This is a genomic window from Krasilnikovia sp. M28-CT-15 (assembly GCF_047159595.1).
Taxonomy (GTDB): domain Bacteria; phylum Actinomycetota; class Actinomycetes; order Mycobacteriales; family Micromonosporaceae; genus Actinoplanes.
In genome coordinates this window covers 6,267,500-6,282,060 of record NZ_BAAGAK010000001.1, presented here as the reverse complement: position 1 = coordinate 6,282,060, position 14,561 = coordinate 6,267,500, and the positions used below count along the sequence as shown (strand labels likewise).

Here is a 14,561-nt window from a genome sequence, read left to right as displayed (position 1 = left end):
GTCTGATCGACGGTGCGTCCTATTCGTCGTGTTCCTGCTGGCGGGATCGGATAAATGGCCTACGCAGAGTAGGGTCTCCTCCGGCATGCCGACCTCGGGATGAGGAGCCCTTCAGTGTCGACCCCTCGCAAGACCCGTGTGGCGCTCGTGTTCGGCGGGCGCAGCACCGAGCACGGCATCTCCTGCGTCAGCGCCGGCAGCATCCTGTCCGCCCTCTCCCCGGACGAGTACGAGGTCGTGCCGGTCGGCATCACCCGCGCCGGCCGCTGGGTGCTGGCCAGCGCCGACCCGGCCCCGCTGGCCATCGCGGACCGGCGGCTGCCGGAGATCACCGCGGCGGCCGGTACCGCGGTCGTGCTGCCCACCGACCCCACCGCGAACGGCATGCTGGTGCTCGACCCGGCCGCCGGAGCCACCGCGCTCGCGGACGTCGACGTCGTCTTCCCGGTGCTGCACGGCGCGTACGGCGAGGACGGCACGATCCAGGGCCTGCTGGAGATGGCCGGCATCCCGTACGTGGGTGCCAACGTCTTCGCCTCCGCCGCGGCCATGGACAAGGAGTTCACCAAGAAGCTCGCGGCCGCCGAGGGCATCCCGGTCGGCCCGTACGCGGTGCTGCGCGCCGGTGCCTCCCTGTCCGAGGCGGACAAGGAGCGCCTCGGCCTGCCCGTCTTCGTCAAGCCGTCCCGGGCGGGTTCGTCGCACGGCATCACCAAGGTCAGCGACTGGGCGGAGTTGGACGCGGCGGTCGCGGCGGCCCGGCAGATCGACCCCAAGGTGCTGGTCGAGGCCGCCGTCGTGGGCCGCGAGATCGAGTGCGGGGTGCTGGAAGGAGAGGCCGGCGGCGCCCCGGAGGCGTCCCTGCTGGCCGAGATCCACGTCAGCGACCACGAGTTCTACGACTTCGAGGCGAAGTACCTCGACGGGTCCTCCTCGTACGACATCCCGGCGGACCTGCCGCTGGAGGTGAGCCGCAAGGTGCAGGAGTACGCCTGCCGCACCTTCACCGCGCTGGACTGCGCCGGGCTGGGCCGGGTCGACTTCTTCGTCACGGCCGACCACCAGATCTACCTCAACGAGATCAACACGATGCCGGGATTCACCCCGACCTCGATGTTCCCGCTGATGTGGGCGGCCACCGGGCTGGAGTACCCGAAGCTGGTGGACCGGCTGATCCGCACCGCCCTGCGGCGCGGCACCGGCCTGCACTGATCCGTTCAGACGCAGCCGGAGGGCACGCCCGCCGTCCGCGACCGGTCCTGGGCGGCGACCGGGTCGGAGAACTCGTTGGCCCATTGGGCGGCCTGCGCATACCCCGCGGGCACGGTGACCTGGACCGGCACGTCCCGGTCCATGGTCGTGAAGACGGGCCCGGCGGGATCCTGACGCGCGTACCAGCAGACCCCGTTCATGTTCAGCAGTTCGGTGTCGAGCGGCACGCAACCGGCCCCGCCGTCCACCGTCGCGCACATCGCGGGCTGCGGGACCCCGCAGGCCAGGGTGATCGGCGGTTCGCCCCAGGCGGCGTTCTGCCGCGGTCCCGCGCTCACCGCCCGGGCCGGCAGGTCGCGCACAGTCTCGGGCAGCCGTGAGGTGACCGCCTGGCACACCTGTGCCGTCCGCCCGGACAGCCGCGGCGCGGCCATCGGCACCGGGGTGTCGGGCACGGTGGCCGGTGTCCTGGCCGCGCTCGGCCCGGCCGCGGTGGGTGCGGCCGCGGGCTCGTCGGGGCGCAGGACCTGCGTGAAGACCAGAAACCCCACGAGTACGGCGACCGGTATCGCGACCACCGTGGCCCACAGGGCGGCGGTGCGCGTGGTCCGGTCCGGCGCTGCCGGTTCCTCGCGGGTTTCCAGGTCGAGCATGGTCAGAGATTTACCACGGAGCAGGTCAGGGTCCGCGTGATGCCCGGGACGTACTGGACCTTGCTCACAATGAGCTGCCCCAGCTCGTCGACGTTGTGTGCCTCGGACAGCACCACCACGTCGTACGGGCCGGTGACCGCGTCGACCCGGACCACTCCGGCGATTTTGTCGATCGCTGCGGCCACGTCACGGGCCTTTCCGACCTCCGTCTGGATGAGGATGTATGCCTGGACCACGATCCGACTCCTCTCCGCCGCTGGCGACCCGAACGTGAAACTACAGCACGGAGCGACCGGAAAGCGGAATGCCACCGCAAGGAAGGGGAATGACGACGTGAGCATCGCGGAGGCGGGGGAGTTCGGGCTGATCGCCCGGATCGTCGCGCGGCTCGATTTCGGTACGGCGAGCCTGCTCGGCCCGGGCGACGACGCCGCGGTGGTGGCCGCGCCGGACGGCCGCGTCGTGGCGAGCACGGACGTCCTCGTGGAGGGCCGGCATTTCCGGCGGGACTGGTCGAGCGCCACCGACGTCGGTCATCGGGCCGCCGCCGCCAACCTGGCCGACATCGCCGCCATGGGAGCCACCCCGACGGCGCTGCTGGTGGCGCTGTGCGCACCGGTCGACCTGGACGTCTCGTGGGCCGAGGACCTGGCCACCGGGCTGTCCGCCGAGGCCGCCAAGGTCGGCGCCGGGGTGGTCGGCGGGGACATGTCCGCCAGCCCCACGCTGACGGTCGCGGTCACCGCGCTCGGCGACCTGGGCGGGCACGCCCCGGTGCTGCGCAGCGGGGCCCAGCCGGGCGACGTGGTGGCCCTCGCGGGCCGGACGGGGTACGCCGCGGGCGGGTACACCGTGCTGTCGCGCGGCTTCCGTACCCCGAAACTGCTGGTCGAGGCGTACCGGCGGCCCGAGGTGCCGTACGAGGCCGGTGCGGCCGCGGCGACGCTGGGCGCCACCTCGATGATCGACGTCTCGGACGGCCTGCTCCAGGACCTGGGGCACGTGTCCGCCGCCAGCGTCGTCGGCATCGACCTGCACACGGACGCGTTCGAGATCCCGGACGCGATGCGCGACGCGGCGATCGCGCTGGGCGTCGACCCGTTCCAGTGGGTGCTGGGTGGCGGCGACGACCACGCGCTGGCCGCGACGTTCCCGCCGGGGGTGACGTTGCCGCCGCAGTGGCGGGTGATCGGCGGCGTGCACGAGGGCACCGGGGTGACCGTGGACCGCAAGCCGTGGCAGGGCGGCACCGGGTGGGACCACTTCCGCTGACGGCTTAGGGTTGTCCCCCGTGAGTGAGATCGAGATCCGGCGGGCCCGGTTCACGGCACCCGAGGTGCAGCGGCTGGTCAAGGACGCGCTGGGGGACCTGGCACAACGGTACGGCGGGACCGGCGACGACACCCCGATCGCCGAGGACGACTTCGAGCCGCCGTCGGGGGCGTTCTTCGGCGCGTACCTGGGTGATGCGCTGGTGGGGTGTGCGGGCTGGCGCGGGCACGACGACGACGCGGAACTCAAACGCATGTACACGGCGCCGTCGGTGCGGGGACGCGGGGTGGCCCGGCGGCTGCTGGCGGAGGTGGAGGAGTCGGCGCGGGCCGACGGGCGCAAGCGGATGATCCTGGAGACCGGGGACCGCCAGCCGGAGGCGATCGCGCTGTACACCTCCGCGGGGTACGAGCGGATCGAGGACTTCGGCTACTACAAGGGCCACGAGGGAGTGCTGTCGTACGCCCGTACGTTGTGAATCCGGACAACGCAGATAGCCGCCGGGTCAACCGACCCGGCGGCTACGGCAGAACGGCAGTCTGGGTGGTGGCCCGCGTCAGGCGCGGACGACCTTGCCGGCCTTGATGCAGGACGTGCAGACCTTCAGCTTCTTGGTCGTGCCGCCACCGGCCGGGGTGCGCACCGACTGGATGTTGGGGTTCCAGCGGCGGTTGGTCCGCCGGTGCGAGTGGGACACGTTGTGGCCGAAGCCCGGTCCCTTGCCACAGACGTCGCACACGCTAGCCACGGGATACTCCTGGGATTGATTCGCTGAGCCGTCGGAGGTGCCCGGCGCTCAGCGCGCGGGCAACCTGGTCAGGTTACCCGATGGTCGCGCCGGGCAGCCAATCGCCCCCGGGCGCGCGGGCCGGCTCCGGGCCTCCGGCCCGCCGCGACCGCCTGACTCGGCGATTTGTCAGTGCGGGTGAGTACGATTTTCGCGTGCTGGACACCCTCGACGACGCCGCGGTCCGCCGCTGGTGCGGCGGTGGGTTGGCCGCCCTGCGCGCCCACCAGCACGAGATCGACGAGCTGAACGTCTACCCGGTGCCCGACGGCGACACCGGCACCAACCTCGTGCTCACCCTCACCTCCGCGCAGCAGGCGCTCGAGGAGCCCGGTCCGGGCGGGCGCGCTGCGGTCGGCGACACGATGCGCCGGATGGCGCGGGGCGCGCTGCTGGGCGCCCGGGGCAACTCCGGCGTGATCGTCTCCCAGATCCTGCGCGGCATGGCCGACACGTTCGCCTCCGTGGTCACGGTGCGCGGGGCCGAGCTGGCCCGCGCGCTGCGCACCGCCACCGACGCGGCGTATGCGGCGGTGGCCCGCCCCGTGGAGGGCACGGTGCTGTCGGTCGTGGCGGCGGCGGCCGAGGGTGCGGGCCGGATCGCCTCGGACGACCTGGTGGCGACCGCCCGGGCGGCGGCGCGGGCGGCGGCCGAGGCCCTGGCCCGTACCCCGCAGCAGCTGCCGGTGCTGGCCCGGGCGGGGGTGGTCGACGCGGGCGGGCGGGGGCTGGTGCTGCTGCTGGAAGCGCTGGTCGACGCGCTCGACGGACTCACGGCGCCAGGCGCGGCCACCGAGAGCGCGGGCCTCGCGCCGTCCGGCGGGCCTGCGGCGCCCGGGGCTGCGGCGCCTGGGGCTGGGGCGCCTGGGACTGCGGACTGCGCTGCGGGGCATGACGGCGGTGTGGTGCACGAGGGTGAGTCGGCGTTCGGTTTTGAGGTGCAGTATCTGCTGGACGCGGAGCCCGCCGCCGTGGCGCTGCTGCGCGCCACCCTGGCCGAGCTGGGCGACTCGCTCGTCGTGGTCGGCACCGGGGACGGCACCCCGCCCACCTGGAACGTGCACATCCACGTCGACGACATCGGCGCGGCGATCGAAGCGGGCATCGTCGCCGGGCGCCCGCACCGGATCACGGTCACCGCGCTGGAGCAGCGGGTGCCCGTCCACGCGGAGCTGCCGCCCGCCGTGCCCGACCCGGAGGCGCGCGGGGCGGTCGTGGTGGCCGCGGGCCAGGGCCTGACCGCGCTGCTGGCCGCCGAGGGAGCGGTCGTGCTGGGCCGCAACCCGTCCACGGCCGAGATGCTGGCCGCCATCGACGAGACCGGGGCGCCGCGGGTGGTCCTGCTGCCCAACGACGCCAACACCCAGGCGGTCGCGGACGCGGCGGCGCGCGAGGCCGCCGCCGCCGGGGTCCGCGTCAGCGTGGTGCCGACCCGTTCCCCGGTGCAGGCCCTGGCCGCGCTGGCGGTCCGCGACCCGCAGCGGCGCTTCGCGGACGATGTGATCGCGATGGCGGAGGCCGCCGGTGCCTGCCGGTACGGCGAGGTGTGCACCGCGGGCCGGGAGGCGTTCACCGTGGCGGGCCGCTGCCGTCCCGGCGACCTGCTGGGTCTGGTCGACGGGGAGGTGCACATCATCGGCGACGACCTGGAGACCGTGACCAAGCAGCTGATCGACCGGATGCTCGGCGGCGGCGGCGAGCTGGTCACCCTGGTACTGGGCGCCGACGCCCCGCCCGAGCTGGACCTCACGTTGCGGGCACACGTGGGCCACACCTGGCCCTTCGTCGAGGTGAACCTCTACACGGGTGGGCAGCCGCGCTACCACCTGCTGGTGGGAGTGGAATGACCGACACCGGCACCGTGGTCACGACCGACACCCCGCTGCGCGCCGTGGTGGGTGAGAAAACCGCGAAGGCCCTGGCCGCGCACCTCGAGCTGCACACCGCCGGTGACCTCATCTACCACTTCCCCCGCCGCTACGACGAGCGGGGCGAACACACCGACATCAGGGCGCTCACGGTCGGCGAAGAGGTCACCCTGCTGGCCCAGGTGCAGAGCACGACGGTACGACCGATGCGCGCCCGCAAGGGCACCATGCTGGAGATCACCATCGGCGACGGCTCCGGCGCGACGCTGACCTGCACGTTCTTCAACCAGGCGTGGCGGGAGCGGGATCTGCGCCGGGGGCGGTGGGGCCTGTTCGCGGGCAAGGTGACCGAGTTCCGCGGCAAACGCCAGCTCAACGGGCCCGCCTACCAGCTGTTGCGGGCCGACGCCTCGCAGGATGAGGCCGCCGAGGAGATCGAGGAGTTCGCGGGCGCGCTCATCCCGGTGTATCCGGCGGCGGCCGCCGTGCCGACCTGGGTCATCGCCCGGTGCGTACGCACCCTGCTGGACACGCTGCGCCCGCCGGACGACCCGCTGCCCGCCGCGGTACGCGCCAACCGCGGCCTGGTCGGGCTCGGCACGGCACTGCGGGAGATCCACCGGCCCAGCTCCAAGGAGGAGCTGTACCGGGCCCGGCACCGGCTGAAGTGGGACGAGGCGTTCGCCGTACAGCTGACACTCGCCCAGCGGCGGGCCCGCGCGGCCGAATCCCCGGCCCTGGCCCGGCCCCGCACGGACACCGGGCTGCTGGCCGCGTTCGACGCGGCCCTGCCGTATGAACTGACCGAGGGGCAGCGCCGGGTCGGTGAGGAGATCGCCGCCGACCTGGACGGGTCGCACCCGATGCACCGGTTGCTGCAGGGCGAGGTCGGCTCCGGCAAGACCCTGGTCGCGGTGCGGGCCATGCTGCAGGTGGTGGACGCGGGCGGGCAGGCGGCCCTGCTGGCCCCGACCGAGGTGCTGGCCACCCAGCATCACCGCGGCATCGCGGCGCAGCTCGGTGCGCTCGGCCGCGCCGGTGAGCTGGACGGCGACTCGCGCGGCACCCGGCTGGCCCTGGTCACCGGCTCGCTCGGGGCCGCGGCCCGGCGCGCCACGCTGGCCGAGGTGGCCGCCGGCACCGCGGGCATCGTGGTGGGCACCCACGCGCTGCTGTACGAGGGGGTCGACTTCCACGACCTCGGCCTGATCGTGGTCGACGAGCAGCACCGCTTCGGGGTCGAGCAGCGTGACGCGTTGCGGGCCAAGGCCGCCCAGCCGCCGCACGTCCTGGTGATGACGGCGACGCCGATCCCCCGCACGGTCGCCATGACCGTGTACGGCGACCTGGAGACGTCCACGCTGTCCCAGCTGCCCCGGGGCCGTTCGCCGATCGCCTCGCACGTGGTCCCGGCGGCGGAGAAGCCCGCGTACCTGGACCGGGCGTGGCAGCGGTTGCGCGAGGAGGTCCAGGCGGGCCATCAGGCGTACGTGGTGTGCCCGCGGATCGGGGAGGCCACCGGCGACGAGGACGAGGAGCCGCCCAGCGACGCCGAGTCCGCGCGCCGCCCACCGCTGGCGGTGACCGAGGTGGCGCCGCTGCTGGCCGAGGGTCCGCTGCGGGGCCTGCGGCTCGGCGTGCTGCACGGTCGGCTGCCCGCCGACGAGAAGGACGCGGTGATGCGCCGGTTCGCGGCGGGTGAGCTGGACGTGCTGGTCGCCACGACGGTCATCGAGGTGGGGGTGGACGTACCGAACTCCACCGTGATGATCATCCTGGACGCGGACCGGTTCGGTGTCTCCCAGCTTCACCAGCTCCGTGGCCGGGTGGGCCGGGGCTCGGCGCCCGGCATCTGCCTGCTCGTCACCGAGGCGGTGGAGGGCTCGGCGGCCCGGGAGCGGCTCGACGCGGTCGCGTCCACGACGGACGGTTTCAAGCTCGCCGAGCTCGACCTGGAGCAGCGCCGCGAGGGGGACGTGCTGGGGGCGTCGCAGTCCGGGCGGCACTCGCATCTACGGCTGCTGTCGCTGCTGCGCGACGCCAAACTCATCACCGAGGCCCGCGCCGAGGCGGCCGAGCTCGTCGGCGACGACCCGGACCTGTCGCGCCATCCGGCCCTGGCCGCGTCCGTGGCGGCCCTGGTCGACGAGGAACGCGCCGAGTTCCTAGAGAAGGGCTGACCATGCTGCTGCACTTCTGTGGCCGCGCCGACTGGGAGGCGGCCGTCGCGGCCGGTGCCTACACCGCGGACACCCTGGCCACCGAGGGCTTCATCCACTGCTCCACGGCCGCGCAGGTGCACATCCCCGCGAACGCGATCGCCCGCGGCCGCACCGACCTGGTGCTGCTGCACGTGGACGAAACCCGCCTGCCGTCGCCTCCCGTGTGGGAGCCGGGCCAGCCCGAGGATCCCGACGGAATGCTGTTCCCCCACGTGTACGGCCCGATCCCGGTGGACGCGGTGGTCGCGGTGACCGACTTCCCGCCCGCCCCGGACGGCACGTTCCCGCCCTTGCCGCCGTCCTGACCCCAGGTGCGCTGGACCGCCGTGGCGGTCCAGGCGGACCTGCCGGATCTTGGTCGGATTTCGCCCTCCTAGGGGCGCCCCCTGACCAAGATCCGTCGATCCCGCGCCGACCGGCGCGCCCAGGGCCGCGTGCCGAGGGCCGCAGTCGCGCGGGGCGCGTCAGCCGGTGGCCGACGCGCCCCGTCCTCAGGTGCTGACCAGGGAACTCAGGCGGTGAAGGTCACCTTGCGCCGACGGGCCAGGAAGAACAGCACCCCGCCGATGGCCAGCAGAGCCGCTGCGCCACCCGCGATCGTGCCCGCGGCCGCACCCGTCACCGGCAGACCGCCGCCGGCACCCTCGCCGCCACACTCGACCTTGCCGAGCGTGGCTTTGACGGAGTCCACGCCGAGGCCGGGGAAGTCCACGGTGGCGTGCTTGTCCTTGCCGAGGGTGAAGGTGGTCTTCTGCGCGGCGCCGGACGCCACGGTCACGGTCTTGGTCTCCTCCCCGTACGTGACCTTCGCGGTCACCACAGTGACGCCCTTGGGGTTCTGCACCGTGATCGCGACCTTGTCGCAGTCGTTCTCCACCACGACCGTGGGCAGGGCGCAGTCGCCCGGGTTCTCCCACTTGTACGTCTTGGTATCGAAGCCGTCCGCGCTCACCGTGACCTCGCCCGCGCCGGCCGGGATGGTGATGCTCTCGGCCTTGCCCGCGCCGACCGTGACGGTCTTGGTGTTCTCGCCCGCCTTGACCACGAAGTCGATCGGGTACCGGCTGATCTCGCCGTTGTTGCTGAGGTTCACCGTCAGGGAGCCGTCGCACTGCGGGACGGTCGCGACCGCCGGCTGCTGGCACGCCTTGCTGCCGCCGTTGAACCAGCCCGGCTTGCCGACCGAGCGGTGGCCCGGGCCGTTCGGGCTGCCCAGCTTCTTGTCGCCGTACCGGGGGCCGTCGGCGGTGATCTCGGCGATGATGTCCTTCTCGGAACCGAAGAACAGGTCGACCTGGGTGTTGCAGTCCGGCACCTTGACCTTGAGGTCGGCGCGGGACTTGTCCGTGCTGATCACCGCGGAAGCGTGGTCGAACACGAACTGCGGGACGGAGAACTCCGGACGCGGCGCGACGTACGAGACGAGCGTGACCGGCTCGCCCTCGCACAGCTTGATGCCCTCGTCGAGCGTCACCGTGGCGGTGGACTCGCCGTCGGCCACGCCGAACTCGTGGTGGAACGTGGCCTTGTCGGGGCTGACACAGGTGGGCGGCGGCGGGGCGCACGGGCCGCCGAAGTGCAGCTTGTAGGAGTTGTTCCGGTCGGTGTAGTTGTCGTTCCACCGGGCGGTGAAGGAGATCGAGGCGTCGGTGGTGTCACCGGCCGCGTTCTGCGTGAAGGTGACCTGGCCGTCGACGTGGTGCGAGCGGCGGGGGATCACGACGCCGTTCTTCAGTTCGACGTGGTCCGCGGTCTGTGCCGTGTCGCCCGGGGTCAGGGTGAGGTCGCCGACCGTGGCGTCGCCGCCCCAGTCGTTGGTGAGTGTCCAGGTGATGTCGCGCTTGCCGGTGGCCGCGTTGCAGACGGAATCGCCTTTGACGCTGCTGGCGTGGGCGCTGGCGGGGGTGGCAGTGACCGCCAGGCCGGCCAGGCCGATGAGGGCACCCGCGAGGACGGTCGCGGTGCGGTGGAGCGAGGTTTTGACCTTCAACGCCAACTCCTGAAACGGGGGAACCGAGGGGGATACGGCATGCGGGAAGGCGGTGACGTACATGGCTGCTGGGCTGCGGCGACGCCTCCCCACGTCGTCGGGTCGTCGGCGTACCGGCGACTCAGCGCTGTGACCATAGCCACTGCGGAACCCTTATGGAACAGCTCAGGCAGCCTTAAAGATCTTGTTGCATGTCCGAGATTTTCGATTCACCGAACGGCAGTTCCGCGTCGCGTTCCGTGCGTGCGCTCGGAGCCTCCGCATAGGACGAAAAGGGGCGTACCGGCGGACCGGTACGCCCCTTTTCTAGGGAATCAAAGCTGTCAGGCGGTGAACTTCACCTTGCGCCGGCGGGCCAGGAAGAACAGCACGCCACCGATCGCGAGCAGCGCGGCCGCGCCACCGGCGATCGTGCCCGCGGCCGCACCGGTCACCGGCAGACCGCCGCCGTTGCCGCTGCTCTCACAGCCCTCGGGCAGCTGGTAGGTGATCGTCTCGGCCGGGGAGGTGTACCCCTTGACGCTGATGCTGAGCTTGATCTGGAAACCGGGGGTGGCGCTGAACTTCTCCACCTTGCGGTCGCCCGGCTTGAACGCGATGTCCCGCTTCTCGCCCTTGCTGGTCTTGAGGTGGAGCGTGAACTCCATCCCGTTCTTCGGGTTGTCGAAGCCGATGCTGACCGTGGTGCAGTCCGCCTCGATGACCGGGGTCGGCTCGCCCGGCTGCGCGGGCTTGGACGGCGGGGTCGACGGCTTCTCCGTCGGCGTGGTCGGCGGGGTCGACGGCTTCTCCGGCGGAGCGCACTTCTCCTTCGACCGGGGGACACTGCCCGACTCGGTCTTGTCGATGTCGGTGTAGTTGCGGATCCAGTGCGCGCCGATGGTCAGCGTGGCGGAGTCGGCGGTGGCGGGCAGCGTCTGCACGCCCTTCAGCTCACCCTCGCCGTTCTTCGGCAGGACGTCCTTGGCGGCGATCCCGGTGAAGGTGCTGCCTTCCGGCCCCGGGGTCACGGACGTGATGTCGCCCTGAAGGTCCTTCTCGCTGTTGGTGACGCTCCAGGTCACCGTCCACGTGCCGTCCTCCTGGACGCAGGACGCGGTTCCGTTGACGATCGGGTGGTGGGCGCTTGCGGGGGCGGCGAACGCCACGACGCCGGCGAGGCCGAGGAACGTGCCGGCCAGGGCGGCCGTGCTGCGGCGCAGCGGCGACTTGAACAGCTTCACGCGTACTCCTGGAGAAAGAGGAGAAGGGGTACGGGTCGCGGAGGGCGGCGGTGGTCGCGGATGGACGGTCCCGCGGACGACGCCTCACCACGTCGTCGTGTCGCCGGCGTTTCGGCGTCACAGGGGCATGACGATAACCATTGGCGTGCCTCTGTGGAACCTCTCAGCGACGCTTAAGGGTGTTGATGCGCGCCCGAGATCTTTGCTCCACTGAGTGCAGTGGCGCCGATGCGCCACGTATCGATGACCACCCCATATGCTGCTGTGCATATCCGGCGAATCTGGTCAAGCTTCGTAAATAAGGTCGACAGACCTCGTCCGGCTATGGGTGGGTTCCGGAGACGAACCTCTTCTTGCGCCGATGTGCCCGGAAGATGGATCTCGTCCTCCATTGGGGATCTCTCCCGGCCTCGATCCGGTCGACCCTGGGTGCCTGCGCGTGCGGCCCCGGACCAGCGCAGCGCCGTCACCTTCGTCGGACCCGGCCCGCCGCCGCCCGCTGCACGAGGTCGGACGGTCGCCCCAGGGTCGGCGCGGCGCTGTCACCTGCGCCGGACGGCCCCGGGCGCGCGGCCTGACCGGCGCCGCGGTGGGCACGGCGGGCCTGTGCAGTAGCGTCAGACAGGTAGCCGCACACCCGCGAGAGGGGCCATGACCAGGATCATCGCCGGTGCCCACGGCGGCCGCCGACTGGCCGCGCCGGCCGGTGCGCAGACCCGGCCGACCTCCGACCGGGTCCGGGAGGCGTTCTTCAGCTCCGTGGAGGCCCTGACGGATCTCGAGGGGGCCCGCTTCGCCGACCTGTACGCGGGATCCGGCGCGGTCGGTCTGGAGGCGCTGTCCCGGGGGGCGAGTTTCGCGCTGCTGGTGGAGGCCGAAGCGCGGGCCGCCCGGATCATCCGCGACAACATCGTCGCGCTTCGGGTCGGCACGGCCGCCCGCCTGGTCACGGGCAAGGTCGCCCAGGTGCTCGCCACCCCACCCGAGGGCGGGCCGTACGACGTGGTCTTCGCGGACCCGCCGTACGCGCTGAGCGACGACGAGGTGACGGACATGCAACGGGCGCTGGTGACGAACGGCTGGCTGGCGCCGGGCGCGGTGGTCGCGATCGAGCGATCCACCCGTACGGCGGTGCGCGGCGCGCCACTGGCCTGGGTGGACGGGATCGCCGGGGAGCGCAGCCGCCGCTACGGCGAGACCACTCTTTGGTACGGTCGCCGATCATGAGACGTGCGGTCTGTCCCGGCTCCTTCGACCCGGTGACCAACGGGCATCTGGACATCATCGGCCGGGCGAGCCGGCTCTTCGACGAGGTCATCGTCGGCGTACTCATCAACCAGTCGAAGAGCGGCCTGTTCACGGTCGAGGAACGGCTGGACATGCTGCGCGAGGTGACCGCCAAGTACGGCAACGTCCGGGTCGAGGCGTTCCACGGCCTGCTGGTCGACTTCTGCCGCGCCCAGCACGCGGCGGTCGTGGTCAAGGGGCTGCGCGCGGTCAGCGACTTCGACTACGAGTTGCAGATGGCGCAGATGAACATCGGCCTGTCCGGCGTCGAGACGTTGTTCATGCCGACCAACCCGCTGTATTCATTCCTCTCGTCCAGCCTGGTCAAGGACGTCGTGAAGTGGGGCGGCGACGCGTCGGCGTACCTGCCGGACTTCGTCGCCGAGCGGCTGGCGGCACGGCTGCGCCACGGCTGAGCGCCGACCCGACGCGCCGACGGTGATCGAGTGGGCGAGCCCCACTGCGCCTCATCATTAACGGCAGTAACGTGTCCACACCACGCACCGTGGGTGCGAGACGACAGGAGTGAGGCGCCGGTGGATCCGCTGGACCGCATCGACGAGATCATCGCCATGGTGGAGGCTGCGCGCTCCGTGCCCATGTCGCGGACCAACTTCCTGTTCGACCGCGCCGAGATGATCGCCCTGCTCGACGAGCTGCGCGCCGAACTGCCGGGGGACATCCGCCGGGCGGTGGCGCTGCTGGACGAGCGCGACAAGATCATCGATGCGGGTAAGCGCGAGGCCGACCGGATCATCAGCGAGGGGGAGACCGAGCACGCCCGGCTCGTCTCCGTCAACGAGATCACGGTGTCCGCCGAGCACGAGGCGGCCCGGATCATCGCCGAGGCGCGCTCGGAGGCGCAGCGGCTGCGGGAGGAGGTCGACGACTACGTCGACACCGCCCTGGCCAACTTCGAGCAGTTCCTCACCCGCGCGCTCGCCTCGATCGAACGCGGCCGCGACAAGATGCATGCCCTGCGGGAGATCGGCACGTTCCAGGGTGAGGACGCGGAACGCCCGCTGCCGTTCTGAGCCCGGTTCGACGTCCGGCTCCGTGCTCAGGTAATCTTTCGTGTCGGCCTGCACCAGGCCGGAGTTTCAGCACGCCCGAAGTAGCCCCAGGTCTCAGGTAGCCCAGCACCCCACCATGCCCAAGCATTCGCAGCATCACCTCGATCCCAGGCAGCCGCTGGTCGTCGACACGACGAAGCTCCCGCGCCAGCCTGGTGCGACGCGTACCCTTCAGCGGGTGGTGCCGGCTCCACTGGATCTCGGGCTGGAGCTGATCCAGGTGCCCGAGGGCTCCGACCTCGAGCTCGACCTCACCCTGACGTCGGTCTCCGAGGGGGTCTACGTCAGCGGCGCGGTCCGCGGCTCGGTGGCCGGTGAGTGCGGGCGCTGCCTGAACCCGATCAGCGAGACCTTCGACGTGCCCATCGCGGAGCTGTACGCGTACGAGGACAGCACCACGGAGGAGACGACGGACTCCGACGAGGTGGGCCGGATGCAGGGCGATCTGATCGACATCGAGCCGGCGGTACGGGACGCGGTGGTGCTCACCCTGCCGACGAACCCGGTCTGCCGTCCGGACTGCCCAGGGTTGTGCCCCGAGTGCGGGGTGCATCTCGACGACCTCCCGGCCGACCACGGCCACGAGGACGTGGATCCCCGCTGGGCCGCTTTGCACAAGCTGTCCGAGGCGGCTCCGCCGCAACACCAGCCGAAGAGCAATGAGCTGTCCGAGGCGGCTCCGCCGCAACACCAGCCAAAGAGCATTGAGCTGTCAGAGGCGGCTTCGCCGCAACACCAGCAACACCGGATCGAGGAGTAGGTACCGTGGCCGTCCCCAAGCGCAAGATGTCGCGCAGCAACACCCGTTCGCGCCGGGCGAACTGGAAGGCGACCGCGGTCTCGACCGTGGCCTGCCCCCAGTGCAAGTCGCCGAAGCTGCCGCACGCCGCCTGCTCGGTCTGCGGCACCTACAACGGTCGTCAGGTCCTCGAGGTCTGAGTCGCCAGGAGTGACACGCCCGGACACCGGGCGGG

General features: G+C 71.7%; 15 protein-coding genes and 1 pseudogene. 11 read left to right on the top strand and 5 right to left on the bottom strand.

Features of this window, described 5'->3' with window-relative positions; translation table 11 throughout:
- Nucleotides 1-114 precede the first annotated feature (114 nt).
- Nucleotides 115-1,212: a D-alanine--D-alanine ligase family protein gene (locus tag ACMCNO_RS28765; protein ID WP_412752570.1), complete on the top strand. Its 1,098-nt coding sequence runs from the start codon at nt 115-117 to the stop codon at nt 1,210-1,212.
- A 5-nt stretch (nt 1,213-1,217) separates the two neighbouring features.
- Here ACMCNO_RS28765 and ACMCNO_RS28760 read toward each other — a convergent pair whose 3' ends face one another.
- Complete coding sequence (locus ACMCNO_RS28760) at nt 1,218-1,865, bottom strand: DUF3515 family protein (RefSeq protein ID WP_412752569.1); 648 nt, start codon at nt 1,863-1,865, stop codon at nt 1,218-1,220.
- 2 nt (nt 1,866-1,867) lie between these two features.
- Complete coding sequence (locus tag ACMCNO_RS28755; protein ID WP_412752568.1) at nt 1,868-2,101, bottom strand: Lrp/AsnC ligand binding domain-containing protein; 234 nt, start codon at nt 2,099-2,101, stop codon at nt 1,868-1,870.
- 97 nt (nt 2,102-2,198) lie between these two features.
- Between ACMCNO_RS28755 and ACMCNO_RS28750 the strand changes: the two genes are divergently transcribed.
- On the top strand, nt 2,199-3,137 hold the full coding sequence (locus tag ACMCNO_RS28750) for a thiamine-phosphate kinase (protein WP_412752567.1): 939 nt from the start codon (nt 2,199-2,201) through the stop codon (nt 3,135-3,137).
- 19 nt (nt 3,138-3,156) lie between these two features.
- The gene (locus tag ACMCNO_RS28745; protein ID WP_412752566.1) at nt 3,157-3,615 is read left to right on the top strand and encodes a GNAT family N-acetyltransferase; all 459 of its coding nucleotides are present in this window, start codon (nt 3,157-3,159) and stop codon (nt 3,613-3,615) included.
- Between the two features lie 78 nt (nt 3,616-3,693).
- Here ACMCNO_RS28745 and rpmB read toward each other — a convergent pair whose 3' ends face one another.
- Entirely contained in the window at nt 3,694-3,885 is a 192-nt protein-coding gene (gene rpmB / locus ACMCNO_RS28740; RefSeq protein ID WP_026207002.1) for a 50S ribosomal protein L28, read from the bottom strand.
- Nucleotides 3,886-4,079: 194 nt separating this feature from the next.
- Here rpmB and ACMCNO_RS28735 point away from each other — a divergent pair, with 194 nt between their 5' ends.
- The 3 genes from ACMCNO_RS28735 to ACMCNO_RS28725 are packed head-to-tail and all read left to right on the top strand — an operon-like array spanning nt 4,080 to nt 8,319.
- The gene (locus tag ACMCNO_RS28735) at nt 4,080-5,771 is read left to right on the top strand and encodes a DAK2 domain-containing protein (protein ID WP_412752565.1); all 1,692 of its coding nucleotides are present in this window, start codon (nt 4,080-4,082) and stop codon (nt 5,769-5,771) included.
- Nucleotides 5,768-7,972: an ATP-dependent DNA helicase RecG gene (gene recG / locus ACMCNO_RS28730; RefSeq protein WP_412752564.1), complete on the top strand. Its 2,205-nt coding sequence runs from the start codon at nt 5,768-5,770 to the stop codon at nt 7,970-7,972. The genes ACMCNO_RS28735 and recG overlap by 4 nt, the downstream gene beginning before the upstream one ends.
- Nucleotides 7,973-7,974: 2 nt before the next feature.
- Nucleotides 7,975-8,319: a DUF952 domain-containing protein gene (locus ACMCNO_RS28725; RefSeq protein ID WP_412752563.1), complete on the top strand. Its 345-nt coding sequence runs from the start codon at nt 7,975-7,977 to the stop codon at nt 8,317-8,319.
- 206 nt (nt 8,320-8,525) lie between these two features.
- On the opposite strand, the gene ACMCNO_RS28720 is transcribed toward ACMCNO_RS28725, so the two are convergent.
- Together ACMCNO_RS28720 and ACMCNO_RS28715 are read right to left on the bottom strand one after the other, a co-directional pair.
- Nucleotides 8,526-10,004, bottom strand: coding sequence for an LPXTG cell wall anchor domain-containing protein (locus tag ACMCNO_RS28720; protein ID WP_412752562.1), 1,479 nt, complete (start codon nt 10,002-10,004; stop codon nt 8,526-8,528).
- Nucleotides 10,005-10,327: 323 nt separating this feature from the next.
- A complete protein-coding gene (locus tag ACMCNO_RS28715; protein ID WP_412752561.1) occupies nt 10,328-11,227 on the bottom strand; it encodes an LPXTG cell wall anchor domain-containing protein in 900 nt (299 codons plus the stop codon).
- 651 nt (nt 11,228-11,878) lie between these two features.
- On the opposite strand from ACMCNO_RS28715, the gene rsmD reads away from it, so the two are divergent.
- From rsmD to rpmF, 5 genes and pseudogenes are all read left to right on the top strand, one after another.
- Nucleotides 11,879-12,454, top strand: a complete 576-nt coding sequence (gene rsmD / locus ACMCNO_RS28710) for a 16S rRNA (guanine(966)-N(2))-methyltransferase RsmD (RefSeq protein WP_412752560.1) — start codon at nt 11,879-11,881, stop codon at nt 12,452-12,454.
- Nucleotides 12,451-12,930: a pantetheine-phosphate adenylyltransferase gene (gene coaD, locus ACMCNO_RS28705; RefSeq protein ID WP_412752559.1), complete on the top strand. Its 480-nt coding sequence runs from the start codon at nt 12,451-12,453 to the stop codon at nt 12,928-12,930. Before rsmD ends, coaD begins: the two co-directional genes overlap by 4 nt.
- A gap of 120 nt (nt 12,931-13,050) precedes the next feature.
- Nucleotides 13,051-13,548: a hypothetical protein gene (locus tag ACMCNO_RS28700; protein ID WP_412752558.1), complete on the top strand. Its 498-nt coding sequence runs from the start codon at nt 13,051-13,053 to the stop codon at nt 13,546-13,548.
- A 115-nt stretch (nt 13,549-13,663) separates the two neighbouring features.
- A pseudogene (locus tag ACMCNO_RS28695) lies at nt 13,664-14,212 on the top strand (YceD family protein); the annotation flags it as partial.
- Between the two features lie 140 nt (nt 14,213-14,352).
- Nucleotides 14,353-14,526, top strand: a complete 174-nt coding sequence (rpmF, locus tag ACMCNO_RS28690) for a 50S ribosomal protein L32 (RefSeq protein WP_067685631.1) — start codon at nt 14,353-14,355, stop codon at nt 14,524-14,526.
- Nucleotides 14,527-14,561: the final 35 nt, after the last annotated feature.